Annotated in this window: 19 protein-coding genes, 1 pseudogene and 4 riboswitches; of the genes and pseudogenes, 9 read left to right on the forward strand and 11 right to left on the reverse strand. The window is 72.5% G+C overall.

Annotated elements, in window-relative coordinates; genetic code table 11:
- A partial coding sequence (locus CK485_RS10035) for a Fe-Mn family superoxide dismutase (RefSeq protein ID WP_199239305.1) occupies positions 1-281 on the forward strand: 281 nt, incomplete at its 5' end.
- A 116-nt stretch (positions 282-397) separates the two neighbouring features.
- Here the strand turns inward: CK485_RS10035 and nrdF are convergent.
- From nrdF to nrdI, 3 genes are read right to left on the reverse strand one after another with little or no spacing between them, the layout of a single operon-like run.
- The gene (nrdF, locus tag CK485_RS10040) at positions 398-1420 is read right to left on the reverse strand and encodes a class 1b ribonucleoside-diphosphate reductase subunit beta (protein WP_109449181.1); all 1023 of its coding nucleotides are present in this window, start codon (positions 1418-1420) and stop codon (positions 398-400) included.
- A 38-nt stretch (positions 1421-1458) separates the two neighbouring features.
- Positions 1459-3540, reverse strand: coding sequence for a class 1b ribonucleoside-diphosphate reductase subunit alpha (gene nrdE, locus CK485_RS10045; RefSeq protein ID WP_109452718.1), 2082 nt, complete (start codon positions 3538-3540; stop codon positions 1459-1461).
- Entirely contained in the window at positions 3534-3992 is a 459-nt protein-coding gene (gene nrdI, locus CK485_RS10050; protein WP_109449183.1) for a class Ib ribonucleoside-diphosphate reductase assembly flavoprotein NrdI, read from the reverse strand. Before nrdI ends, nrdE begins: the two co-directional genes overlap by 7 nt.
- A 166-nt stretch (positions 3993-4158) precedes the next feature.
- Positions 4159-4376: riboswitch (cobalamin riboswitch) on the reverse strand.
- A 205-nt stretch (positions 4377-4581) separates the two neighbouring features.
- A riboswitch (cobalamin riboswitch) is annotated at positions 4582-4732 on the forward strand.
- 199 nt (positions 4733-4931) lie between these two features.
- Here nrdI and CK485_RS10055 point away from each other — a divergent pair.
- Positions 4932-5393: pseudogene (locus CK485_RS10055) on the forward strand (peptidase); the annotation flags it as partial.
- A gap of 104 nt (positions 5394-5497) precedes the next feature.
- Positions 5498-6430: an ABC transporter substrate-binding protein gene (locus CK485_RS10060; protein WP_109449185.1), complete on the forward strand. Its 933-nt coding sequence runs from the start codon at positions 5498-5500 to the stop codon at positions 6428-6430.
- A gap of 35 nt (positions 6431-6465) precedes the next feature.
- On the opposite strand, the gene CK485_RS10065 is transcribed toward CK485_RS10060, so the two are convergent.
- The gene (locus CK485_RS10065) at positions 6466-7893 is read right to left on the reverse strand and encodes a hypothetical protein (RefSeq protein WP_109449187.1); all 1428 of its coding nucleotides are present in this window, start codon (positions 7891-7893) and stop codon (positions 6466-6468) included.
- Positions 7894-8005: 112 nt separating this feature from the next.
- Positions 8006-8075, reverse strand: a riboswitch (cobalamin riboswitch).
- Between the two features lie 102 nt (positions 8076-8177).
- Positions 8178-8302: riboswitch (cobalamin riboswitch) on the forward strand.
- Positions 8303-8398: 96 nt separating this feature from the next.
- Between CK485_RS10065 and CK485_RS10070 the strand changes: the two genes are divergently transcribed.
- From CK485_RS10070 to CK485_RS10090, 5 genes are read left to right on the forward strand one after another with little or no spacing between them, the layout of a single operon-like run.
- Positions 8399-9928, forward strand: a complete 1530-nt coding sequence (locus CK485_RS10070; RefSeq protein WP_109449189.1) for a prenyltransferase/squalene oxidase repeat-containing protein — start codon at positions 8399-8401, stop codon at positions 9926-9928.
- The gene (locus CK485_RS10075) at positions 9928-10827 is read left to right on the forward strand and encodes a hypothetical protein (protein ID WP_109449191.1); all 900 of its coding nucleotides are present in this window, start codon (positions 9928-9930) and stop codon (positions 10825-10827) included. The genes CK485_RS10070 and CK485_RS10075 overlap by 1 nt, the downstream gene beginning before the upstream one ends.
- Positions 10828-10831: 4 nt before the next feature.
- Positions 10832-12013 (forward strand): energy-coupling factor transporter transmembrane component T, encoded by a 1182-nt coding sequence (locus tag CK485_RS10080; protein WP_109449193.1) that lies wholly within the window; start codon positions 10832-10834, stop codon positions 12011-12013.
- On the forward strand, positions 12010-13713 hold the full coding sequence (locus tag CK485_RS10085; RefSeq protein WP_109449195.1) for an ABC transporter ATP-binding protein: 1704 nt from the start codon (positions 12010-12012) through the stop codon (positions 13711-13713). Before CK485_RS10080 ends, CK485_RS10085 begins: the two co-directional genes overlap by 4 nt.
- A gap of 26 nt (positions 13714-13739) precedes the next feature.
- Positions 13740-14567: an ECF transporter S component gene (locus CK485_RS10090; RefSeq protein WP_241968431.1), complete on the forward strand. Its 828-nt coding sequence runs from the start codon at positions 13740-13742 to the stop codon at positions 14565-14567.
- Here the strand turns inward: CK485_RS10090 and CK485_RS10095 are convergent.
- The 3 genes from CK485_RS10095 to CK485_RS10105 are packed head-to-tail and all read right to left on the reverse strand — an operon-like array spanning position 14528 to position 18100.
- Positions 14528-15661 (reverse strand): bifunctional 2-methylcitrate synthase/citrate synthase, encoded by a 1134-nt coding sequence (locus CK485_RS10095; RefSeq protein WP_109449199.1) that lies wholly within the window; start codon positions 15659-15661, stop codon positions 14528-14530. The two genes, CK485_RS10090 and CK485_RS10095, sit on opposite strands and share 40 nt — an antisense overlap.
- A gap of 19 nt (positions 15662-15680) precedes the next feature.
- Positions 15681-16586, reverse strand: a complete 906-nt coding sequence (prpB, locus tag CK485_RS10100; protein WP_109452720.1) for a methylisocitrate lyase — start codon at positions 16584-16586, stop codon at positions 15681-15683.
- Complete coding sequence (locus CK485_RS10105) at positions 16586-18100, reverse strand: MmgE/PrpD family protein (protein ID WP_109449201.1); 1515 nt, start codon at positions 18098-18100, stop codon at positions 16586-16588. The genes prpB and CK485_RS10105 overlap by 1 nt, the downstream gene beginning before the upstream one ends.
- A 222-nt stretch (positions 18101-18322) precedes the next feature.
- Between CK485_RS10105 and CK485_RS10110 the strand changes: the two genes are divergently transcribed.
- Positions 18323-19774, forward strand: coding sequence for a short-chain fatty acyl-CoA regulator family protein (locus CK485_RS10110; protein WP_109449203.1), 1452 nt, complete (start codon positions 18323-18325; stop codon positions 19772-19774).
- Between the two features lie 3 nt (positions 19775-19777).
- Here CK485_RS10110 and CK485_RS10115 read toward each other — a convergent pair whose 3' ends face one another.
- Genes CK485_RS10115 through CK485_RS10130 form a run of 4 tightly spaced genes read right to left on the reverse strand, consistent with a single transcriptional unit; the run spans position 19778 to position 23725 of the window.
- Positions 19778-20593 (reverse strand): enoyl-CoA hydratase, encoded by an 816-nt coding sequence (locus CK485_RS10115; RefSeq protein WP_109449205.1) that lies wholly within the window; start codon positions 20591-20593, stop codon positions 19778-19780.
- Positions 20590-21516, reverse strand: a complete 927-nt coding sequence (gene mmsB, locus CK485_RS10120; protein WP_275124602.1) for a 3-hydroxyisobutyrate dehydrogenase — start codon at positions 21514-21516, stop codon at positions 20590-20592. The genes CK485_RS10115 and mmsB overlap by 4 nt, the downstream gene beginning before the upstream one ends.
- Positions 21513-22586 carry an enoyl-CoA hydratase/isomerase family protein gene (locus tag CK485_RS10125; RefSeq protein ID WP_109449207.1) on the reverse strand — a complete coding sequence of 358 codons (1074 nt, stop codon included), beginning with the start codon at positions 22584-22586 and terminating at the stop codon, positions 21513-21515. Before CK485_RS10125 ends, mmsB begins: the two co-directional genes overlap by 4 nt.
- On the reverse strand, positions 22583-23725 hold the full coding sequence (locus CK485_RS10130; RefSeq protein WP_109449208.1) for an acyl-CoA dehydrogenase family protein: 1143 nt from the start codon (positions 23723-23725) through the stop codon (positions 22583-22585). The genes CK485_RS10125 and CK485_RS10130 overlap by 4 nt, the downstream gene beginning before the upstream one ends.
- Positions 23726-23729 lie beyond the last annotated feature (4 nt).

Genomic DNA, 23729 nt, shown 5'->3' on the forward strand with positions numbered 1-23729 from the left:
AGAAGCAGCTCACCGTGGCCACCTCCTCCCTGCAGGGCTCCGGCTGGGGCGTCCTCGCCTGGGAACCGCTCGGCAAGCGCCTGATCGTCGAGCAGGTCTACGACCACCACGGCAACGTCGGCCAGAACACCACCCCGCTGCTGGTCTTCGACGCCTGGGAACACGCCTACTACCTCCAGTACAAGAACGTGCGCCCCGACTACGTCACCAAGCTGTGGGACCTCGTCAACTGGACCGACGTCGCCGACCGCTTCACCAAGGCGACCGCGGCCACCGCCTGACCCCCGCACCTCCGTACGGCCCGGCCGCACCGCCCTCACCGGGCCCGCGGCCGGGCCGTCGTGCGTCCACCCATGGGAACGGCCGGCGGCTCCGGGCCAGGTCACCTGGTGACCTCTTAAAAGTCCCAGTCGTCGTCGGCGGTGTTCTCGGCCCGGCCCATCACGTACGAGGAACCGGAACCGGAGAAGAAATCGTGGTTCTCGTCCGCGCCGGGTGAGAGCGCGGCCAGGATCTCCGGGTTCACCTCGGTCTCCTCAGCGCCGAAGCGGGCCGGATAGCCCAGGTTCATCAGCGCCTTGTCGGCGTTGTACCGGACGAAGACCGCCACGTCGTCCATCAGCCCCAGCGGTTCGTACAACTCGCCCGAGTACCGCAGTTCCAGGGCGTACAGCTCGTCCAGCAGGGCGTGCGTGAAGTCCCGCATCTCCCGCTGCCCCGCGGGCGTCAGCTTCTCCAGGCCGCGCTGGTACTTGTAGCCGGAGTAGTAGCCGTGCACCGCCTTGTCGCGCAGGATCAGCCGGATCATGTCGGCGGTGTTGGTCAGCAGGGCGTGCGTGGAGAAGTGCAGCGGCAGGTAGAAGCCCGCGTACAGCAGCAGCGAGGACAGCAGGGTGGAGGCGACCTTCCGCTTGAGCGGATCGTCGCCGTAGTAGTGCGCGAGGACGGTCTTGCAGCGCTGCTGGAGGACGTCGTTGCCGACCGCCCAACGGTAGGCGTCGTCGATCTCGGGGGTGGTGGCGAGGGTGGAGAACACCGAGGAGTAGCTGCGGGCGTGCACGGCCTGCATGAAGGCGATGTTGGTGTAGACCGCCTCCTCGTGCTCGGTGCGCGCGTCCTGGATCTGAACGATCTCACCGACGGTCGCCTGAACGGTGTCGAGCATGGTCAGGCCGGTGAACACCCGCATGGTCAGGGTGCGTTCGTCCGCGGTCAGTCGCTGCTGCCAGGCGTTGACGTCGTTGGAGAGCGGGACCTTCTCGGGCAGCCAGAAGTTGGCGGTCAGCCGGTTCCACACCTCCAGGTCCTTCTCGTCCGTCACGCGGTTCCAGTTGACCGGGCGCAGTCGGGCGGTGGGATCGTGGCGGTAGGAGGGCGGTGTGACCGACAGCTCGGTCAGGCGCGCGGTCGCGTTCGTCATCGGCGATGTCTTCCTCGACGTGGTGCTCGGCGGCTTCCTCACAGCGCGCACGACAGGCAGTTCTCGATCTCGGTGCCGGCCAGGGCCTCCTGGCGCAGCCGGATGTAGTAGAGGGTCTTGATGCCCTTGCGCCAGGCGAGGATCTGCGCCCGGTTCAGGTCACGGGTAGTGGCGGTGTCGCGGAAGAAGAGCGTGCAGCTCAGGCCCTGGTCGACGTGCTGGGTGGCCGCCGCGTACGTCTCGATGATCTTCTCGTAGCCGATCTCGTACGCGTCCTGGAAGAACTCCAGGTTGTCGCCGTCCATGTGCGGCGCGGGGTAGTAGACACGGCCCAGCTTGCCCTCCTTGCGGATCTCCACCCTGGCGGCGACCGGGTGGATGGAGGCGGTGGCGTCGTTGACGTAGCTGATGGAGCCGGTGGGCGGCACGGCCTGGAGGTACTTGTTGTAGATCCCGTGCTCCTGGACCGAGCGCTTCAGCCCGCGCCAGTCGTCCCGCGTGGGGATGCGCACGCCCGCCTCGGCGAACAGGGCGCGGACGCGTTCGGTGGCCGGTTCCCACGTCCGCTCGGTGTACGTGTCGAAGTACAAGCCGTCCGCGTACGCCGAATCCTCGAAGCCGTCGAAGGTCGTGCCGCGTTCGACGGCGATCCGGTTCGAGGCGCGCAGCGCGTGGTAGGCGACGGCGTAGAAGTACATGTTCGTGAAGTCGACGCCCTCCTCGCTGCCGTAGTGGATGCGCTGCGACGCGAGGTAGCCGTGCAGGTTCATCTGGCCGAGGCCGACGGCGTGGGACATCTCGTTGCCGTGGGCGACGGAGGGCACCGCGTCGACGCACGACTGGTCGGAGACGGAGGTCAGGGCGCGCACCGCGGTCTCCACGGTCGCACCGAAGTCGGGGGAGGCCATCGCCGCGGCGATGTTGAGCGAGCCCAGGTTGCAGGAGATGTCCCGGCCGACGGTCCGGTAGCCGAGCGACGAGTCGTACGTGCTGGGGGAGTTGACCTGGAGGATCTCCGAGCACAGGTTGGACATGTTGATCCAGCCCGGGATCGGGTTGGCGCGGTTGACCGTGTCCTCGAAGAGCAGGTACGGGTAGCCGGACTCGAACTGCAACTCGGCGATGGTCTTGAAGAACTCGCGGGCGCTCAGCGTGGTCTTGCGGATGCGCGGGTTGGCCACGAGGTCGTCGTAGTGCTCGGTGACCGACAGGTCCGCCAGCGGTCTCCCGTACTCGCGCTCGACGTCGTACGGCGAGAACAGGTGCATGTCCGCGTCGCGCTTGGCGAGTTCGAAGGTGACGTCGGGGACGACGACGCCCAGCGACAGCGTCTTGATGCGGATCTTCTCGTCCGCGTTCTCCCGCTTGGTGTCCAGGAACCGCATGATGTCCGGGTGGTGGGCGTGCAGGTACACCGCCCCGGCTCCCTGGCGGGCGCCGAGCTGGTTGGCGTAGGAGAAGGAGTCCTCCAGCAGCTTCATCACCGGGACCACGCCGGAGGACTGGTTCTCGATCCGTTTGATCGGGGCGCCCTGCTCGCGCAGGTTGGTCAGCAGCAGCGCAACGCCGCCGCCGCGCTTGGACAGTTGCAGGGCCGAGGTGATCCCGCGCCCGATGGACTCCAGGTTGTCCTCGACGCGCAGCAGGAAACAGGAGACCAGTTCGCCGCGCTGCGCCTTCCCGGCGTTGAGGAAGGTCGGGGTGGCGGGCTGGAAGCGGCCGGTCATCATCTCGTCCACCAGCCGGGTGGCCAGCGCCTCGTCACCGGCTCCCAGGTACAGGGCGGTTGACACGACGCGGTCTTCGAAGCACTCCAGGTAACGGGAGCCGTCGAAGGTCTTGAGCGCGTAGGAGGTATGGAACTTGAACGCGCCGAGGAAGGTGCGGAAGCGGTGGCGGTGCGCGTGGGCGCGGCGGTACAGGTCCTTGACGAAGGGCCAGGGGTAGCGGCGGATCGGCTCCTGTTCGTAGTAGTCGTTGTCGACGAGGTACGCGATCTTCTCCTCCAGGGTGGGGAAGACCACCGTGGAGGGGTTGACGTGCTGGAGGAAGTACTGGCGGGCGGCCTCACGGTCCTTGCCGAACTGGATGCGGCCGTCGCAGTCGTACATGTTCAGCATCGCGTTGAGCGCGTGGTAGTCCTTGCGCGCGCCGACCGGTTCGCGGGTGAGTGTCGTGTCCAAAACGTGTGGAGTCCTTCCTTGACGGCACGGACGTCGTGGTCCGTGCCCAGCAGCTCGAATCGGTACAGCAGCGGCACGCCGCACTTCGCCGCGATCACACGGCCCGCGAGGCAGTAGTCCGCGCCGAAGTTGGTGTTGCCGGAGGCGATCACACCGCGCAGCAGGGCCCGGTCGGCCGGGTCGTTGAGGAAACGCGCGACCTGCCGGGGCACCGCGCTCGCGGGGTCGCCGCCGCCGTAGGTGGGCACGATCAGCACGTACGGCCCGGTGGCGTGCGGCAGGGGATCGCGGTGCGGGTGCACCGGGGTGCGCGTGGCGGGCATGCCGAGGCGTTCGACGAAGCGCTTGGTGTTCTCCGAGACGCTGGAGAAGTACACGAGGCCGCCCAACGTCCGCCTCCTCTCCTCGTTCCCTTCCGGTGTCCGGGTCGGGAGAGGGGGAGCGGCGGCGGGTACGGAAGGCACCGGTGCGGCGGCACGACGGCACGCCGGACCGTCAAGTCCGTACGACGGCCACGCGGCCCTCCCTCGGGGCCCCGGAGCGCGTACGCCGCCGCGCGGCGCACGCACCGGTGGCAGGTCTTCGGACTCGCGGGCGTGTCCGTCGTTACGGACGCCTACTGGCCGTCGCTTCCCGGGCCCGTCGGACCCAGTGCGTGATGACGGCGGTCGTTCCCGCTCACCGCTGCGGGGCAGTCCCGGATTCCCACCGGGTTCCCTCTTGCCTCGCCGGACACGGGGAGCATCCGGCGAACCACCAGCACGTCCAACACTACATCTGGATCGGCATGGCTTCGTCCACCCCAGATGTTGTGTTTCGTCAAATACTTAGGTATACCTAAGTTCGGCCTTGGGGGTGGGTACTCCTTCCTGGGGGGCCAGGGGTCCCGCACCGACCCCGCAGGGTCAACTCCAGCTCGTCGCGGCCGGGTTCACGGCCGCCGACGCGGTGTGAGCCTGCGAACAGCGGGCTCCAGAGCTCTGGTCGCGGGATCAGGGGCCCGGTAGGTTGTCGGCGCAATCGCTTCAGGCGGCAGGGGAAGCCGGTGGGATTCCGGCGCTGTCCCGCAACCGTGTGTCCTCCCTCGGGTGGACGAGTCGGATCACCTTCCCCGCCTGGACCCGTGGAACAGCCGAACGCCGTCGTGGACTGCGGCGTGGCCCTGGCAGACACCCGCGTGTCCGCCTGTCGCCGCGCCCGCGTCCGCGGAGGCCGACAGGGAGGGGCACAGCATGACCAGGGGCAAGCGGACGGGAGCCGGCAGACACCGGTCGGTCAGAACCGTCGCGGGCGCGGCGGCCGCGCTCGCCACGCTCGGCGCGACGGCGGTGGGCACGGCCGCACCGGCCTCGGCGTCACCGATCTCCAGCTGCACGGCCACCAAGGGCGCGGTCGTCGCCGTCGACTTCGGCCACTGGGGTGGCCCCGTGGTGCGCGGCTGCGACGCCAGCCCCACCACCGGCTACAACCTGCTGCACAACGGTGGGTTCACCACGACCGGCACACAGCACGACGGCCCCGGCTTCATCTGCCGCATCGGCAACTCCGCGTTCAGCGGCGGCACCCAGTACCCGACGCCCGCGCAGGACGCCTGTGTCAACACCCCGCCGGCTTCCGCCTACTGGTCGTACTGGATCGCGCCCAAGGGCCAGACGACCTGGACCTACAGCCCGCTCGGCGCCATGAGCGACGTGCCGAAGGCCGGTGAGGTCGAGGCGTGGACCTTCGGCAGCACGGACATCAACGGCACGACCGGACAGCCGGACTTCACCCCCGCCTCGGTCCGGGCCAGCTGAGGGACCCGAGGGCTGACGTGGCGCCGCGGCAGAGCAGCCTGCTGCGGCGTCACGCCAGCCGGGCGCCCTCGGCCGAGGGCTGCGCCTAGGCTGGCGGTATGCGTATCGTCTCGCTCCTGCCGGCCGCGACCGACCTGGTCGCCGACCTCGGACTCGCCGGGAACCTGACCGGCCGGACACACGAGTGCGACTGGCCCGCCGAGGCGCTGCGCACGGTCCCCGTGGTGACCGCCTCCGGTATCGACGCCGCGCGGATGAGCAGCCGGGAGATCTCCGAGGCGGTGGGCGGCGCCACCCACCACGGGTCCTCGCTGTACTCACTCGACGCCGGGGCGCTGGCCCGGGCCGCGCCGTCGGTGGTCCTCACCCAGGACCTGTGCGACGTGTGCGCGGTCTCGTACGAGAGCGTCTCGCGCGCGGTGCGGGTGCTGGACGCGGACACGCGGGTCATCAGTCTGGAGCCGCGCACCCTGGACGAGGTGCTGGGCTGCCTGCGGCAGGTCGGCGAGGCGCTGGGGGTCGCGCGGACCGCGGTGCGGCGGGAGGCGGTGTGGCGGGAGCGGCTCACCGCGGTCGGCGCCTCGGTGGCGGGCCGGCGTCGTCCACGGGTGGCGGCGGTGGAGTGGCTCGACCCGTTGTGGCCCGCCGGGCACTGGGTGCCGGACCAGGTGCGCTGGGCGGGCGGCGAACCGCTGCTCGCCGCGCCCGGAGAACACACCGGCCCCATGACCTGGGAGCGGTTGCGGGACGCACGGCCGGACGTCGTGGTGTTGATGCCCTGTGGCTTCGAGCCCGCGCGCACGGAGGCGGAGTACGGGCTGCTGCGCGCGCTGCCCGGGTGGGGTGACCTGCCCGCGGTGCGCTCGGGCGAGGTGTGGGTGGTGGACGGACCGGCTCACTTCAACCGGCCGGGTCCGCGCGTGGTGCGAGGCGCCGAGATCCTGGCGTACGTCCTGCACGGCGTCCAGCCGCCGCTGCCCGTCACCCGGGACGAGGCGCGGCGGCTGGAACCCGCAGGCGGAGAAGGGTAGTTCGGTCGCAGAACCGAACGAACCGATCGGTGGCGCTAGTTGACGTACCGCAGCGCGATGGTGTCGCCCGCGCGTATGCGCTGTCCGGCGGTGGCCGGCACGGACGGCGAGCCGTCGACGCTGACCTGCCAGCCCGAACTGCCGTTCACGACATGGCCGTCGGCGGCGGGCAGCTGTCCCGGCAGGCCCGAGCCGCCGCACCCGGCGGGCGTGGCGTGCGCGGCGGCGGCCGACACCACGGCGCCGAGCGTGACGGTGGCGGCGGTGGGCGTCACGGTCACGGAGCACAGGCCGGGGGCACCGCTCGGGCCGTCGACGGCGACCGCCAGATCGCTGGGACTCCCGGGCGTGAAGCCCGTCACGCCTTCCCACCGGGGTTGCCCCGGGGTGACCGGACGCGGCGCAGGTGCGGTGAACCCCGCACCTGCGAGGGCGCGCAGGGCGTCGATGGAGGAGTACGGCGTCGGCGAGGTGTCCCCGGGCTGGTAACGGAAGCCGCCGCCGGGGGTGAACTGCTGGGCGAGCAGGAAGTCCACCGGAGTCCTGCCCGCCGTACTGGTGAAGTCATGACCCTGCGCCGCGATGCCGCAGGCGTTGAGGCCGGAGACCGCCCAGGCGTTGGAGTCGGTGTTGGCGCCGTACGGGGAGTCGAAGGCGCCGGAGGCGGCGAGGAGCTTTCCCGCGAGGAACTTCTCGCCCGCCTTCACCGCGGGGTCCGTCCTGGGTACGCCCACGGTGCACAGCGCCGCCATCGTGGCGCCGGTCATGTCGATGTCGCTGGGTGCGGCGAGGGCCTGGGGGTCATCGGCGGCCTGGCTGTAGTCCCAGCCTCCATCGGTGTGTTCGTTGGCGCGGACGGCGTCGACGGAGGCGCCGAGCAGCCACTGCGGCACCCGCGGCGCCCCGGTCGTCGTGCGGGCTCCGCCGAGCGCCAGCAGGGCGAAGACGGTGCCGTTGAAGTTCGACGGAGGACCGAAGTACCCGGGGGCGGACGGCTGCCAGGCGGCGGCGATCTCCGCTATCAGGTTGCGGCCCGCGCTGACCCGGGCGGGGTCGATGCCCGCGGCGTAGGCGTTGAGCGCGGCCCGTTCGTAGTCGGTGACCACAGGAGCGGAGCCGAACCAGTCGGGCTGGGACAGTTGCGCGCGGTAGACGGCGCGGGCGTTCTTCGCGGGCGCGCCCGCCGGGGCGAGGTCGGCGGCCGCCACCCCGGCGGCGGCCAGCGCGCTGAACGCCCACTCGTTCGACAGCCCGCCGCCACTGGCGAAGCTCCCGTCCGAGCCCTGGAGCTGGGAGACGTAGGTGACCGCGCGGGCACGGGCGGCGGCTATCGATCCCGGGGGCGAGGTCGCGACGGCCGGTGTCGCGCCGGCGAGGGTCGCGACGGCCGCGGCCAGTACCGCGACGACACGGGCACGACGGCCGGGTCTGCCCGCCGAACGGGCTGTTGCTCTGGCTGACATGGGGAGTCCTCCGGTGGGGGCGACGCCGCCACCCCGTCCGCGGAACCCCGCCGATGAGGCGGTCGCCGCCCGATCGCGTGGTCAGGCTTCCGCTGGTGCCGCGTCGCCGGGCGGGCATCCGGGCTCGGCCGGGACACGGCCACACCGTTGCGCCTCAGCCCTGGGCTCGCACCAGGTTCCCCCGCATGGCGACGCGCTGACGCTAGCCAGGGCTTCGGCCCGCGTCCAGTGACGGCGGTCACGTCGGGTAGTCCGTTGACTTCCGAAATGACGTCGTGCTCCTATGATGTGATTTCGCTTCAGGTCCATAGCGCAGGGGAAGCCGGTCGAAGTCCGGCGCTGACCCGCAACCGTAGGCCCACCTCGGGGTGGGCGAGCCGGAACACCTGCCCTGGAGCCACTGAACACCGTTCGCCGTCGAGGTCCGCGGCGCGGAAGTGAACGGCCCGGCCCCGCCGGTCCGTTCCCCTCTGCCTGCCCTCACGGCCGGCAGAGGGGGTCTTGGATGAACGGCATCACGGGCGGCCTGCGCAGACGCGCCGCGACGGTCGGCGCCGCGGCGGTCGTGCTCCTCGTCACCACAGGTGGATTCGTCCCGCCCGCGCTCGCCGCCGCCCAGCCGTCCGGCACGGCCTCGCCCGCCCCGGCCGTCCCCACGACCGCAGTTCCCTCCGTGTCCGCTTCGGCCTCCGCGTCCTCCTCGGCCTCCGCACCCGCCGCCGTGCCGCCGGTGACCGGGCCTTCGTCGAGCGCGCAGAGCTCCGCCGCCACCGCGAAATCACCGAACCTCACCAAGGGCACCGACTACCTGGTCGCCTCCTCCCGGCTCATCGGCGGCCACTACTACGACGCCTACCCGGGTGTGGACTTCGCCGACTACGGCATGACGATCGACGGCGCCTTCGCACTCGCCGCGACCGGCCGCGACGACGCGGCGCTGAAGAAGATCGTCGCCTTCTTCCAGAGCCAGGGCAAGGACGGCTCCAGCCGGTCGGTCAACGACTGGACCGGCATCGGCACCGCGTACGCGGGCGGCGGCTCCCTCGGCAAGGAAGCGCTCCTCGCCGAGGTGGTCGGCGCCGACCCGCGCGCCTTCGGCGGTCACGACCTGATCGCCGCCCTGGACAAGGCGGTGTGCGCCAAGGCGAGCACCGGGACCGACACCAGCTGCGCGGCGCCCGGCAACTACACGTACGCCACCTCGGTGTTCTCCCAGGCTCTCGGCATCATGGCGCAGATCCGCGCGGGCGACGGCGCCTCCGCGACCGCGCCCGTGAAGTACCTGGAGAGCCTCCAGCACAGCGACGGCTCCTGGCCGAGCCTGATCCCGGCCACCGGCGACTCCGACGTGGACAGCACCGCCATGGCCGTAATGGCGCTCGCCCTCGTGCACGGCGACGCGGCCTCCGCCGCCGTGGACCGCGGCGTGCGGTGGATCGCCGCGCAGCAGGAGAAGGACGGCGGCTTCCCCGGCGCGTCCGGTGATTCGACCAACTCCGCCGCGCTCGCCGTCCAGGGCATGACCCTGCGCAAGAGCACCTACTCCGGGCAGATCGCGCGGGCGCTGGCGTTCCTCGCCGCGCAGCAGAACAGCGACGGCGGCTTCAACGTCGCCTCCTCCGGACAGCGTGGCTCCGACGTGCGCGCCTCCACCCAGGTGGTCAGCGGGGCGACCGGGATATCCTTCGGCACCCTGGAACGCGACCTCTCGGGCAAGCCCGCGCCCACCTCCTCGGCGTCCGCCGCCCCGACCGCCACCGCGACCCTGTCGGCCGGGCCCACCCCGAGCATCAGCACGATCGGCGGCGCGGGAACCGGCGCTTCGTCAACCAACGTCCTCGCCAACGCTGTTGGGGACGACACGTCGGACGGCGGACTCGGCGGCGTGCTCGCCCACACCGGCACCGACGCACGCGGCGAGGCCGAACTCGCGGCGCTCCTGCTGCTCGTCGGCGCCGCGGCCGTCGCCGTCGGCCGCCACCGCTTCCGCCGGACGCCCGGACAGGGCGCCATCGCGGAAGGACGGCACCGCTGATGCGCCGACCGGCCGCCCTGCTCGGGGCCGGCGCGCTCACCGGCCTCGCGGCCTTCACCGGCCTCGGCGTCACCGCGACACCCGCCGTGGCCGCCGCCGAGCCGATGAGCCTCTGCACCACCACCAGCGGTGTCGTGCTCGCCGTGGACTTCGGCCACTGGGGAGGCCCGATCCTGCGCGCCTGCGGTACCACACCCACCACCGGGTACGACCTGCTGAACGAGGGAGGCTGGCGCACCACCGGCGACCAGCACGACGGTCCCGCGTTCATCTGCCGCATCGGCTACAGCGGTTACCAAGGCGGCGCGCAGTACCCGACCCCGGCGCAGGACCCCTGCGTGGTCACGCCACCGGCGTCCGCCTACTGGTCCTACTGGCATGCCGACCCCGGCCAGAACACCTGGACCTACAGCCAGCTCGGCGCGATGAGCTATCACCCCGAGCCCGGCAGCGTCGACCTGTGGATCTTCGGCGGCACCAACATCGCGGGCACCGAGGGCCGCCCCGCGTACTCGCCCGACCTCCTGCGCGCCCACAACACCGCGCCCACCGGTCCGACCGCCCCCGCCACGCAGGGCTCCGGATCCACGGGCGGGAGTACCGGCGGCCGGACGGGCAGCGCACCGCACGCGCCCGCCGGCGGCGGTGCGACGTCGCCGAGTCCGAGCGCGAGGGCCAAGCCGTCGGGCTCCGCGTCGGCGTCCGCCTCGGTCTCGGCACCGGCGAGCGGCGCGGACGTCTCACGTCCTCCCACGACACGGGTCGTGGACGCCGTGCCCGCACCGCCCGCCAAGCGGTCCAGCGGCTCCGGCGTGGCGACCGTGGTCGCCATCGCGCTCGGGGCGTCCCTGGCCGCGGCGGCCGGTGTGACGACGTGGCGCAGGCGACGAGCGGGCTGAGCCGGTGCCCGTACGCCACCCCGCCGTCGCCGCACTGAGCAGCAGCGCCCGGCCGCCGCGCAACCTGCACCCGGTGGCCTGGTGGATCTGGGCCGCCGGTCTGGCGACCGCCGCCAGCCGCACCACCAACCCCCTGCTGCTCCTGCTGGTGTTCGCGGTCCTCGGCTACGTGGTCACCGTCCGCCGCACCGACGCGCCCTGGGCCCGCGGCTTCCCGTACTACCTGTGGCTGGCGCTGACCGTGATCGCCATCCGTGTGGTCTTCCGCGTCGTCTTCGAAAGCGGTGTCACACCGGCCGACCACATCATGTTCACCCTGCCGCACCTCCCCACGCCGCGCTGGTACGCGGGCATCCAGATCGGCGGCCCCGTGTCACTGGAGGCCGCGCTGTCCGCCGCCTTCGACGGGCTGCGCCTGGCCTGCCTGATGTGCTGCGTCGGCGCCGCCAACACCCTGGCCAACCCCAAGCGCGCCCTGCGCGTGCTGCCCGGCGCGCTCTACGAACTGGGCGTGGCCGTCACCGTGTCCCTGAGCGTCGCGCCCCAGCTCATCGAGTCCGTCCAGCGGGTGCGGCGGGCCCGCAGGCTGCGCGCCGGGAACACCAAGGGCCTGCGCGCAGTACGCGGCATCGTCGTCCCGGTCCTGGAGGACGCGCTGGAACGCTCCCTCGCGCTGGCCGCCGCCATGGACTCGCGCGGCTACGGCCGCTCCGGCACCGCGACCCGCGCCTCCCGCCGCCTCACCGGGGCGTTGATGCTGCTGGGGATGCTGGGACTGTGCACCGGTGTGTACGGGCTGCTCGACGGCACCACACCCCGCCTGCTCGGGCTGCCCGCCCTGCTGGCCGGAGCCGTGCTGTGCGGCGCGGGACTGATGACGGGAGGCCGCCGGGTGCGTCGCACCGGATACCGGCCCGACCCCTGGCTCGCCCCGGAGTGGATCACCGCCGGATGCGGTGTCGTGGTGGCGGTGACGCTCTTCGCGTCCACCGGCTACAGCGCCACCCAGCTCAACCCCAGCCTTTATCCGCTGAGTTGGCCGCCCCTGCCGCTGGTCCCCTCCGCCGCGATCCTGCTGGCCGCCGTCGCGGGCCTCGCGGCGCCGCGTCCCGCGGCCGTTCCTGGGCCCGCACCGGGGGCCGCCCTTCCCGCCTCGCCCGACACACCGACGGAGACCGCCGCGTGATCCGCTTCGACCACGTCACCGTCACCTACGACGGAGAGCCGGAACCCGTGCTGCGCGACGTGGACCTGCGCGTCGAGGAGGGCGAACTGTGCCTCGTCGTCGGCCGCACCGGCGTGGGCAAGTCCACTCTGCTGGGCACGGTCAACGGCCTGGTCCCGCACTTCACCGGCGGGACCCTCGCCGGACGGGTCGTCGTCGACGGCAGGGACACCGCCCACCATCCGCCGCGCGAACTCGCCGACGTGGTCGGGGTGGTCGGCCAGGACCCCCTGGCCGGATTCGTCACCGACACGGTGGAGGAGGAACTCGCCTACGTCATGGAGCAGTTGGCGGTCCCACCGCAGGTGATGCGCAAGCGGGTGGAGGAGACCCTCGACCTGCTCGGCCTGGCCGACCTGCGCCACCGCGCCCTGCGCGAACTCTCCGGCGGCCAGCAGCAGCGCGTCGCGATCGGCTCCGTGCTCACGGCGCACCCGCGCGTCCTGATCCTGGACGAGCCCACCTCCGCGCTCGACCCGACCGCCGCGGAGGACGTCCTCGCCGCCGTCACCCGCCTCGTCCACGACCTCGGCGTCACCGTGCTGCTGGCCGAACACCGCCTGGAGCGCGTCGTGCAGTACGCCGACCGCATCGTGCACCTCACCGGGGACGGCACTGTCGAGGACGGGCCCGCGCGGCAGATCTTCCGCACCGCCTCCGTGGCCCCGCCCGTGGTCGACCTCGGACGGCTCGCCGGATGGGATCCCCTGCCGATGTCGGTACGCGACGCACGCCGTATGGCGGCCCCTCTGCGCCGCCGCCTGGAGTCGGCACCCGCACCTCGGCCCCCGTCCGGCCCGAAGACCGGCGACCCTCTTCTCACCGCACGCGGCGTGCTCGTGCGCTATGGGCCCACGGTCGCCGTCGCGGGTGTCGACACCGTGCTGCACGGCGGCGAGGTCGTGGCGCTGATGGGCCGCAACGGTTCCGGCAAGTCCTCGCTGCTGTGGGCCTTGCAGGGCTCGGGGCCGAGGCAGGGCGGCACGGTCAAGGTCAGCGGCACGCTCCCCGCACGAAACGGCGAAGGGCACCACGACCCCGGGAAGCTCGCCCCCGGCGCCGCGCGCACCCTGGTGGGCCTGGTCCCGCAGACCCCCACCGACCTGCTGTACCTGGACTCGGTGGGGGCCGAACTCGCCCAGGCGGACCGGGAATCGGCCACCACGGCCGAGGAGGCCACCCGGGGGAAGCCCGCCGACCCGGGTCGGCCGTCCGCCCGCGCGTTGCTCGACCGGATCGCGCCCGGCATCGGCGACGCCGTGCACCCCCGCGACCTGTCGGAGGGCCAGAAGCTCTCCCTGGTCCTCGCCATCCAGCTCGCCGCCACACCACGTGTCGTCCTGCTCGACGAGCCGACGCGGGGCCTGGACTACCAGGCGAAGACCGCGCTGATCGCGATCGTGCGGTCGCTGGCGGCGGAGGGGCGAGCCGTGGTGGTCTCGACGCACGACGTCGAGTTCGTGGCGTCCTGCGCCGACCGCGTCGTCGTCATGGCCGAGGGCGAGGTGGTGGCCGACGGGCCCACGGCCGACATCGTGGTGTCGTCCCCCGCGTTCGCCCCCCAGACGGCGAAGATCCTCAGCCCGCTCGCTTACTTGACGCCTCATCAAGTCGCGGCCGCACTGGCCGCGTTGCCCGCGTCGGCGGGGGAGGAGCGGTGACGAGGAGACCCCGCACTCCGGTCGCCGTGCGCCTCCACCCCCGCGCCGCGACGGCGGCCGGACTCGCCGCGTTCGTCGGGGTGGTGGCGTTCTTCTGGCCGTTCGTCGTCGCACCGGGCAGGTTCGGCTCGTCGCTGACGCCACCGTTGATCTTCGGCAGTCTCCTCGTCCTGGTGCTCGCCGTCGTCTTCGCCGAGATCGCGGACGGCGGCATCGACTCCAAAGCCCTGGCCATGCTCGGGGTGCTGTCCGCGGTCAACGCGGCGCTGCGCCCGCTGGGCGCGGGCACGGCCGGGGTCGAGACCGTGTTCTTCACCCTGGTGCTGGCCGGCCGGGTCTTCGGCGCTGGCTTCGGCTTCACCCTGGGATGCACCTCGCTGTTCGCGTCCGCGCTGATCACCGGCGGGGTCGGGCCGTGGATGCCGTACCAGATGTTCGGCTGCGCGTTCGTCGGCATGCTGGCGGGCTGGCTGCCGCGACTCGGCGGGCGCAAGGAGATCCTGGTGCTGGCCCTGTACGGTGCCTTCTCCGGTTACCTGTTCGGATTCCTGCTGAACCTCTCCTTCTGGCCGTTCTCCGTGGACCCGCACAGCTCGATCGCCTACCTGCCGGGCCTGCCCTTCACCCAGCAGTGGCACCGCTATCTGGCGTTCGACGCGGCGACGTCGCTGGGGTGGGACACGGGAAGGGCGGTGACGACGTTCCTGGGCGTGCTCGTCGTGGGGCCCGCGGTTCTCGGCTCCTTCCGCCGAGCCGCCCGCCGAGCCCACTTCGAGGCCCCGGTCCGCTTCGAGCCCGTGGGCGGCGAGGACTCTCAGCCGACCGGGACGGAGCGCTGGGCGGGGCCGTTGTAGGCGCCGAGGGGGCGGATCAGCGCGTTGTGGGCGAGTTGTTCGGTGATGTGCGCGGTCCAGCCGGTGACGCGGCTCATCACGAAGACGGGGGTGAAGGCGGGGATGTCGAATCCCATCAGGTGGTAGGCGAGTCCGGCCGGGTAGTCCAGGTTGGGGTGGATGCCCTTGCGGCTGATCATCGCGTGCCGCAGCGCCGCGTGCAGCGTGGCGAGCCGGGTGACGTCGGGGTCTCCGGCCCGCGCGATCAGCCGCTCGGTGGCCGCCTGCATGATCGGGACACGGGAGTCTCCGTGCTTGTAGACGCGGTGACCGAATCCCATGATCTTGCGCTTGGCGGCGAGCGCCTCGTCGAGCCAGGCGTCGACGCCCCGCGGGTCGCCGATCTCGTCGAGCATGTGCATCACGGCCTCGTTGGCGCCGCCGTGCAGGGGACCCTTGAGCGCGCCGATGGCCGCGGTGACCGCGCTGTAGAGGTCGGAGAGGGTGGAGGTGACGACGCGGGCGGTGAACGTGGAGGCGTTGAAGCTGTGTTCGGCGTAGAGGATGAGCGAGATCTCGAAGCAGCGCACGACCTCGGGGCCGGGCACCGAGCCGAAGCACATGTGGAAGAAGTTCTCGGCGAGGCCGAGCGAGTCGTCCGGCGCGATGGGGTCGAAGCCGTGCCTGCGGCGGTGGTCGGCGGCGACCACGACCGGCAGTCTCGCCAGCAGGGCGAGCGACTTGGCGCGGTTGGCGGCCGGGCTGCCGTCGTCCTCGACCGGGTCCTCGGCGCCGAAGAAGCTGACAGCGGTGCGCAGCACGTCCATCGGGTGGCAGGTGTCCGGCAGCCGGGTCAGCACGTCGGTGGTGGTGCGGTCCAGCGGGCGAAGGGCGCGTTCGCGGGCGGTGAAGTCCACCAGCTGGTCGTGGTCGGGCAGTTCGCCGTACCACAGCAGGTAGGCGACCTCCTCGAAGGAGCGGTGGGCGGCCAGGTCCTGGACCGGGTAGCCGCGGTAGGTCAGGGAGTTGGTCTCCTCGATGACCGTGGAGATGGCGGTGGTGTCGACGACGACACCGGCCAGGCCGCGGTGGATCTCGGGGGCTTCGGTGGTCATGGGATCCTCCGTGCGAAGGTCAGTCGCCGGGCGGCAGGCGGAAGTCGAAGACGTCGGAGTCGAAGGCGGAGTACGCCTGGTAGTCGAGGAGTTCGTAGAGCCGGGAGCGGGTCTGCATGCGCGGCAGCAGCGACTCCTGGGTGCCCTCGGCGGCGATCGTGCGCAGGCCGTCCTCCACGGCGCCCATCGCCAGGCGCAGCAGGGTGACCGGGTAGAGGGCGATGTTGTAGCCGAGGTTCTCCAGGGTGGCGGCGGTCAGCAGCGGGCCCTTGCCGAACTCGGTGAGGTTGGCCAGCAGTGGCACGTCGACCGCCGCGCGGAACGCCTCGAACTCGGCCTCGTCGGCGAGTGCTTCGGGGAAGATCGCGTCGGCTCCGGCGTCCACGTAGGCCTTGGCGCGGTCGATCGCGGCGGGCAGACCTTCGACGGAGCGGGCGTCGGTTCGGGCCATCAGCAGGAAGTCGGGGTCTCGGCGGGCGTCGACGGCGGCGCGCAGCCTGCGGGTCATCTCCTCACGGCCGACGACCTGTTTGCCGTCGAGGTGACCGCAGCGCTTGGGGTTGACCTGGTCCTCCAGGTGCATCCCGGCGAGGCCCGCGTCCTCCATGAGCTGCACGGTGCGGGCGGCGTTCATCGGCTCGCCGAAGCCGGTGTCGGCGTCGATGATCGCGGGCAGGTCGGTGACCCGGGTGGTCTGCTGGGCGCGGGCGGCGATCTCGGTGGAGGTGGTCAGCCCGATGTCGGGCAGGCCGAGGTCGGCGGCGAGCACGGCGCCGGAGAGGTAGACCGCGTCGAAGCCGGTGTCCTGGATCAGGCGCGCGGACAACGGGTTGACGGCGCCGGGCACGCGCAGCAGGCGCCCGGAGGCGAGCTTGTCGCGCAGGTCGCGGCGGCGCTCGGCGGGGGTGGTACGGGTGTGCAGCATCACAACAGGCCCTTCGGGAGCCGGGAGTCGCAGGCGGCGACGGCGCCGGTGTCCACGGCCGGGAAGAGCGCGTCGAGTTCCGTTCCCTCCAGCGTGCCGAGCCGGTCCACCGCGTCGAGGAACGCGTCCTGAGCGGCCGGGGTCAAGGCCTGCTCGGCCAGGGTGCGGAACTTCGCGGTGTAGCCGGCCCGGTCGAAGGGGCGGGCGCCGGCCGGGTGGGCGTCGGCGACGGCGAGTTCGTCCTCGATGACCGTGCCGTCCTCCAGGGTGATCACCGCGCGCCCGCCGAACGCCCGCCGCGACGGGTCGGGGTCGTGGTAGCGGCGCGTCCACTCCGGGTCCTCGGCGGTGCGGATCTTCCGCCACAGCGCGACGGTCTCGGGCCTGCGGGCGCGCTCGGGGGCGTAGGAGCGCTCGTGGTGCCAGGCGCCGTCCTCCAGGGCGACGGCGAAGATGTACGGCACGGAGTGGTCGAGCGTCTCGCGGCTGGCCTCGGGGTCGTACTTCTGCGGATCGTTCGCGCCGGAGCCGATGACGTGGTGGGTGTGGTGGCTGGTGTGCAGCACGATGTCGCGCACGCCCGTCAGCGGCCCGGTCTTCTCCCGCAGCCGCCGCGCGAGGTCGATGACGGCCTGCGCCTGGTACTCGGCGGAGTGCTCCTTGGTGTAGGTCTCCAGGATCGCGCGGCGCGGCTCGCCCAGCTCCGGGAGGCTGACGGTGTACGCCGCGTCGGGGCCGTCCAGCATCCAGGCCAGGAAGCCGTCCTCGCCCTCGTAGATCGGCGACGGCGAGCCCTCGCCGCGCATCGCCCGGTCGACCGCCTCGATCGCCGCCTTGCCCGCGAAGGCCGGGGCGAACGCCTTCCAGCTGGAGATCTCGCCCTTGCGGGACTGCCGGGTGGCGGTGGTGGTGTGCACCGCCTGCTGGACGGCCTGGTGGACCGTCGCGGTGTCCAGCTCCAGCAGCGCGCCGAGCCCGCAGACGGTGGCGGCGCCGAGGTGGGCGACGTGGTCGATGCGGTGGGCGTGCAGGCAGATGCCCTTGACCAGCGCCACGTGCACCTCGTACGCGGCGACGATGCCGCGCAGCAGGTCGGCGCCGGAGCGGCCGGTGTGCTGGGCGACGGCGAGCAGCGGCGGGATGTTGTCGCCGGGGTGGGAGTAGTCGGCGGCCAGGAACGTGTCGTGGAAGTCCAGCTCGCGCACGGCCGTGCCGTTCGCCCAGGCGGCCCACTCGGGCGAGACGCGCCCGGCGGTGCCGAAGACCGAGGCACCGGGGGTGCCGGGCGCGGCCGGGTGGGCGGCGGCCTGGGCACGGGCGACGGCGACCGGGCGGCGCAGCAGCGAGGCGGTGGCCACGGCCGCGTTGTCGATCACCCGGTTGACAGCCATGGCGGCGGCCCGCGGGTCGACGTCGTGGGTTCCGGTGGCGACGGCGGCCAGCTTCCAGGCGAGCTGCTCCTCGCGCGGCAGGCGGTCGGCGCTGCGACGCACGCGTACCTGGTGGTCGATCACGGGACTCCTCGGGGGGTTGGTGCGGATGCCCTACGCACATCAGCTTGCCCCGGGCCCGGCACCCGGGCGAGCACTCCACGCTGCGTAATCCGTCCACCCCGGGCCTGCGAAACAGCGAATCCTGCGAAATGAGCGGATGCTATGTTCGCAAGGAGTCCGCACCACCGGGATCGTGTGCGGAGCACTGACGCGGGGGCGGCCACGGAAGGAGCGCGACGGGCGATGGGACGGCTTGCCGGGCGCAAGATCTACGCCCACGCCAAGCTGCGCAGGCTCCGCCGCGAGCGGGGCATGAACCAGGTGGAGCTGGCCCGCGCGCTCGCCATCTCCACCAGTTACCTCAACCAGATCGAGCACAGCCAGCGCCCGCTGACCGCGCCGGTGCTGCTGCGCATCGCCGAGGTCTTCGGGGTCGACCCCGAGTTCTTCTCCGAGGCCGAGGAGGAGCGGCTCACCACCGATCTGCGCACGGCCCTGGGGGACGAGGCGTGCGGCGCCGACGTGCCGGCCGAGGACGTGGCGGACGTCGCCCGCGACCACCCGGAGGTGGCCCGCGCGCTGGTGGCACTGCACCGCCGCTACCGGGACGCCGCCGAACGGGCCGCCGCGCTGGCGGCGCCGGACGACACCACGGCACTGCCGCCGCTGGAACCGCACGACGAGGTCCGCGACTTCTTCTACGCCCACCACAACCACTTCGCCGCGCTGGACGAGGCGGCCGAGCGGGCGGCGGACGGGCTGGACCTGGGCCCCGGTGCCGCCGGGCGGGCGGCGGAGACGATCGCCGGTCATCTGGCCGCCCGGCACGGTGTGAAGACGGTACGGGCACCGGCCGGGCGGTCGGCGGACGCGCGCAGGTTCGACGCGGCGCACGGTCTGCTGTTCCTGTCGGCGTGGCTGAACGACGCGCAGCGGGCCTTCCAACTCGCCACGCAGCTCGCCCTGTTGGAGCACGGGCCGCTGCTGGACACCCTGGTCGACGCGGCACGGCTGTCCTCGCGGCAGGCGGAGGGACTGGCCCGGATCGGCCTGGCGAACTACTTCGCGGGCGCGCTGCTCATGCCGTACACCGCGTTCCACGCCGCAGCCGAGGAACTGCGCTACGACATCGAGCTGTTGCAAAACCGCTTCGGTGTGGGATTCGAGACCGTGTGCCACCGGCTGAGCACCTTGCAGCGCACCGGACGGCGCGGCGTTCCGTTCTCGTTCCTGCGGGTGGACCGGGCGGGCAACATCTCCAAGCGGCAGTCCGCCACCGACTTCCACTTCTCCCGGCTGGGCGGCACCTGCCCGCTGTGGACGGTGTACGAGGCCTTCTCAGCGCCGGGGCGGGTGCTGACCCAGGTGGCCGAGATGCCGGACGGCAAGCGGTACTTCTGGGTGGCGCGCACGGTCACCAAGGGCGGCTTCGGGCACCACGCGCCGCGCGCGGAGTTCGCGGTGGCACTCGGCTGCGAACTGCGCCACGCCCCGCGGCTGGTGTACGCCGAGGGCGTGGCGCTGGACGACCCGCGCGCGGCCACCCCGATCGGTCTCGGCTGCCGGATCTGCGAGCGCCGCGACTGCGCCCAGCGAGCCCGCCCGCCGGCCGCCGGACGGCTCGCCGTCGACCCCGACCGGCGCACCCACGTGCCCTACCCGGTGGAGGCGGACCCGCGGGGGCCGGTGGGGTGAGGGTCAGCGGTGCGTGAAGCGCGGCGGGCGCTTGTCGGTGAACGCGGTCATGCCCTCCTTCTGGTCCTCGGTGGCGAACACCGCGTGGAACAGCCGCCGTTCGAAGTGGATGCCCTCCGCGAGCGTGGTCTCGAAGGCGCGGTTGACCGCCTCCTTGGCCATCATCGCCACCGGCGCCGACATCCCCGCGACCTTCTCCGCCACCGCGAGCGCCTCGGTGAGCAGGTCGTCGGCGGGCACGACGCGGGAGACCAGCCCGGCGCGTTCCGCCTCGGCGGCGTCCATGGTGCGGCCGGTCAGGCACATCTCCATGGCCTTGGCCTTGCCGACCGCGCGGGTCAGCCGCTGGGAGCCGCCGATGCCGGGGATGACGCCGAGGGTGATTTCCGGCTGGCCGAAGACCGCGGTGTCGGCGGCCAGCAGGACGTCGCACAGCATGGCCAGTTCGCAGCCGCCGCCCAGCGCGTAGCCGCTGACCGCGGCGACGGTCGGGGTGCGCAGGCGGGCGAGCCGGTCCCAGGCGGCGAACCAGTCGTCCAGGTACATGTCGAGGTAGCCGCGCGGGCGCATCTCCTTGATGTCCGCCCCGGCGGCGAACGCCTTGCGCGATCCGGTGATCACCACGCAGCCCACGTCCGGGTCGCGGTCGCAGGCCTCGGCGGCGGCGATCACCTCCGTCATCAGCCGCAGGTTGAGGGCGTTGAGCGCCTCGGGACGGTTCAGCGTCAGCAACGCGACCCGGCCCCGGCGTTCGACCAGGATCGTCTCGTAAGCACCGGACGCTCCGGTGCTCTCGGAGGTGGTGGTGGACTCGGTCATGCGGTGGTTCCGTTCTGTTCCGGTGCGGTGCGGTGCCGGATGGCGCGCACGATGCCGCTGAAGTCCTCGCAGGCGCCCGCTCCTTCGGCGAACGCGGCGTACAACTCGGCAGCTCGTAGGCCGAGTTCGGCGTCGACGCCACCCGCGCGGGCGGCGTTGGCGGCCAGGCCGAGGTCCTTGGCCATCAGCGGGGCGGCGAAACCGGGCCGGTAGTCGCGGTTGGCGGGACTGGCCGGGACCGGGCCGGGGACCGGGCAGTTGACGCTCAGAGCCCAGCACTGGCCGGAGGCGGTGGAGGCCACGTCGTACAGGGCCTGGTGGGACAGGCCCAGGCTCTCGCCGAGTACGAACGCCTCGCTGACGGCGATCATCGTGACGCCGAGGATCATGTTGTTGCAGATCTTCGCCGCCTGTCCGGCACCGGCGCCGCCGCAGTGCACGGCCTTCTTCCCCATCACCGCCAGCAGCCGTTCCGCCTCGGCGAACTCCGCCTGTCCGCCGCCGACCATGAAGGTGAGGGTGCCGGCTTCGGCGCCGACGACACCACCGGAGACCGGCGCGTCCAGCGCCCGGTGACCGGCCTGGACGACGGCCTCGTGGGCGGCGCGGGCGTCGGCGACGTCGATGGTCGAGCAGTCGACGAACAGCGTGCCGGGCCGGGCGGCGGCCAGCAGACCCTGCTCGCGGTAGAGCCCGAGGACGTGGCGTCCGGCGGGCAGCATGGTGATCACCACGTCCGCCCCGGCGACCGCCTCGGCCGCCGATCCCACCGGGTCCACCCCGGCGTCCCGGGCGGCGGCCAGCGCCTCGGGCACGAGGTCGTAACCGGCCACCCGATGACCGGCCTTGACGAGGTTGGCGGCCATGGGACCGCCCATGTGGCCGAGGCCGACGAACCCGATCACACTGCTGACGCTGCTCACCAGGGCACCTCCTGTGCGGTACGGTCGCCGGGCAGGTCGAGCTCCCGGTCGTCGAGCGGTGTGAACCAGCGGGCCACGTCCGCGTCGCCGACCTCCGCGAAGGTGGGCGGCGACCAGCGCGGGGCGCGGTCCTTGTCGATCACCTGGGCGCGGATGCCCTCGACCAGGTCGGGCGAGGCGAGCGCGGCGCAGGAGACGCGGTACTCCTGGCGCAGCACCTCCTCCAGCGGGCCGAGTGAGGGCGCCCGGCGCAGCGCGGCGAGCGTGACCTTGACCGCGGTGGGCGACTTGGCGAGCAGCGTGCGCGCCGCCTCCTTGGCCGGCACCTCCCCGGCCGCCAGCAGCCGTTCCACGATCTCCTCGGCGGTGTCGGCGGCGTAGCAGCGGTCGATCCACGGGCGCCGCGCGTCGAGTTCGCCGGCCGGTGCCTCGCCTACGTGCCGCGCCAGCACCTCCCGTACGGGGGCGTGCGCGAGGTCGCCGAGGAAGCCGGGCAGGGCGGCGGACGGCACGAAGTGGTCTGCCAGGCCGCACAGTTGGGCGTCGCGAGCCCCGACGGGCGTGCCGGTGAGGGCGAGGTGGGTGCCCAGCTCGCCCGGGGCCAGGGCCAGCAGGTAGGTGCCGCCGACGTCGGGCACGAAGCCGATGCCGGTCTCGGGCATGGCGATCCTGGAGCGTTCGGTCACCACGCGGACCGAACCATGGGCCGAGACGCCCACGCCGCCGCCCATCACGATGCCGTCCATGACCGCCACGTACGGCTTGGGATAGCGGGCGACGCGGGCGTTGAGCCGGTACTCGTCGCGCCAGAAGTCCGCCGAGGCGGTGCCGCCGGAGCGCGCGTCGGCGTGGATGGCGCGGATGTCGCCGCCCGCGCACAGCCCGCGCTCACCCGCGCCCGTGATGACCACGGTCTCGACGCTGTCGTCCTCCTCCCAGCGCGTCAGGGCCTCGTCGATCCGGTGGACCATCTCGTGGGTGAGGGCGTTGAGCGCCTTGGGCCGGTTGAGCGTGAGGTAGGCGGCGCGGCCCTCGGTGCGGGTGAGGACCGGCGCGTCGTCCGGCGTCATCGCGCGGCTCCGATCAGGTCGCGGGCCACGATCAGGCGCATGATCTCGTTGGTCCCTTCCAGGATGCGGTGGACCCGCAGGTCGCGGACGATCTTCTCGATGCCGTACTCGGCCAGGTAGCCGTAGCCGCCGTGCAGTTGCAGCGCCTCGTCGGCGACCCGGTGGCCGGTGTCGGTGGCGAACCGCTTGGCCATCGCGCACAGTTCGCGGGCCCCCGGGTCGCCCAGGTCCAGCGCCTCGGCCGCCTGCCGTACCAGGGCGCGGGCGGCGGCGAGTTCGGTGGCCATGTCGGCCAGCCGGAACTGGAGTGCCTGCGACTTCACCAGCGGAGCGCCGAACGCCTCCCGGTCGGTGAGGTACTCCACGCTGCGGTGCAGGGCGGCGCGGGCACCGCCGAGGGAGCAGGCGGCGATGCCGAGACGGCCGCCGTTGAGGCCGTTCATGGCGATGCGGAAGCCGTCGCCCTCGGCGCCCAGGCGGCGGTCGGCGGGCAGCCGGACGCCGTCCAGCACGACCTGGCGGGTGGGCTGCGCGTTCCAGCCCATCTTCTTCTCGTTGGGGCCGAACGCGACCCCGCGGTCGTCGCGGTCGACCACGAACGCCGAGATGCCGTCGGGCCCTTCGGCGCCGGTGCGGGCCATGACGACGTACAGCTGTGAGGTCCCGGCGCCGGAGATGAACTGCTTGACGCCGCTGAGCACGTAGGAGTCGCCGACCCGCTCCGCGCGGGTGGCGAGCGCCGCCGCGTCGGAGCCCGCGCCGGGTTCGGTCAGGCAGTAGCTGCCCAGGGTGTCCATCGCGCACAACCCCGGCAGCCAGCGGGCCCGCTGGGCGTCGTCGCCGTAGCGGTCGATCATCCAGCCGACCATGTTGTGGATGGACAGGTAGCCGGCGATGGACGGGTCGCCGGTGGCCAGCACCTCGAAGACCACCACGCCGTCGGTGCGGGTGAGTCCGGAGCCGCCCGCGTCCTCGCGGACGTACACGCCGCCGAGCCCGAGCCCGGCCGCCTCGCGCAGGACGTCCAGGGGGAAGTGCTTGTCCTGGTCCCAGGCGACCGCGTGCGGGGCGATGCGGTCCTGGGTGAAGTCCAGCGTGGCTTCCGCCAGGGCGAGTTGGTCCTTGGTCAGTGTGCTCATCGCT

The organism is Streptomyces sp. ICBB 8177 (genome assembly GCF_003144095.1).
Lineage (GTDB): Bacteria > Actinomycetota > Actinomycetes > Streptomycetales > Streptomycetaceae > Streptantibioticus_D.

What these genes read in the sequence shown, in the direction of transcription:
- nrdF (WP_109449181.1), bottom strand. Translation starts at nt 1,420, where the DNA reads ATGACGAACGCGACCGCGCGCCTGACCGAGCTGTCGGTCACACCGCCC.
- nrdE (WP_109452718.1), bottom strand. Translation starts at nt 3,540, where the DNA reads ATGCTGAACATGTACGACTGCGACGGCCGCATCCAGTTCGGCAAGGAC.
- CK485_RS10060 (WP_109449185.1), top strand. Translation starts at nt 5,498, where the DNA reads ATGCGTATCGTCTCGCTCCTGCCGGCCGCGACCGACCTGGTCGCCGAC.
- CK485_RS10065 (WP_109449187.1), bottom strand. Translation starts at nt 7,893, where the DNA reads ATGTCAGCCAGAGCAACAGCCCGTTCGGCGGGCAGACCCGGCCGTCGT.
- CK485_RS10070 (WP_109449189.1), top strand. Translation starts at nt 8,399, where the DNA reads ATGAACGGCATCACGGGCGGCCTGCGCAGACGCGCCGCGACGGTCGGC.
- CK485_RS10075 (WP_109449191.1), top strand. Translation starts at nt 9,928, where the DNA reads ATGCGCCGACCGGCCGCCCTGCTCGGGGCCGGCGCGCTCACCGGCCTC.
- CK485_RS10095 (WP_109449199.1), bottom strand. Translation starts at nt 15,661, where the DNA reads ATGACCACCGAAGCCCCCGAGATCCACCGCGGCCTGGCCGGTGTCGTC.
- prpB (WP_109452720.1), bottom strand. Translation starts at nt 16,586, where the DNA reads ATGCTGCACACCCGTACCACCCCCGCCGAGCGCCGCCGCGACCTGCGC.
- CK485_RS10110 (WP_109449203.1), top strand. Translation starts at nt 18,323, where the DNA reads ATGGGACGGCTTGCCGGGCGCAAGATCTACGCCCACGCCAAGCTGCGC.
- CK485_RS10115 (WP_109449205.1), bottom strand. Translation starts at nt 20,593, where the DNA reads ATGACCGAGTCCACCACCACCTCCGAGAGCACCGGAGCGTCCGGTGCT.
- CK485_RS10125 (WP_109449207.1), bottom strand. Translation starts at nt 22,586, where the DNA reads ATGACGCCGGACGACGCGCCGGTCCTCACCCGCACCGAGGGCCGCGCC.
- CK485_RS10130 (WP_109449208.1), bottom strand. Translation starts at nt 23,725, where the DNA reads ATGAGCACACTGACCAAGGACCAACTCGCCCTGGCGGAAGCCACGCTG.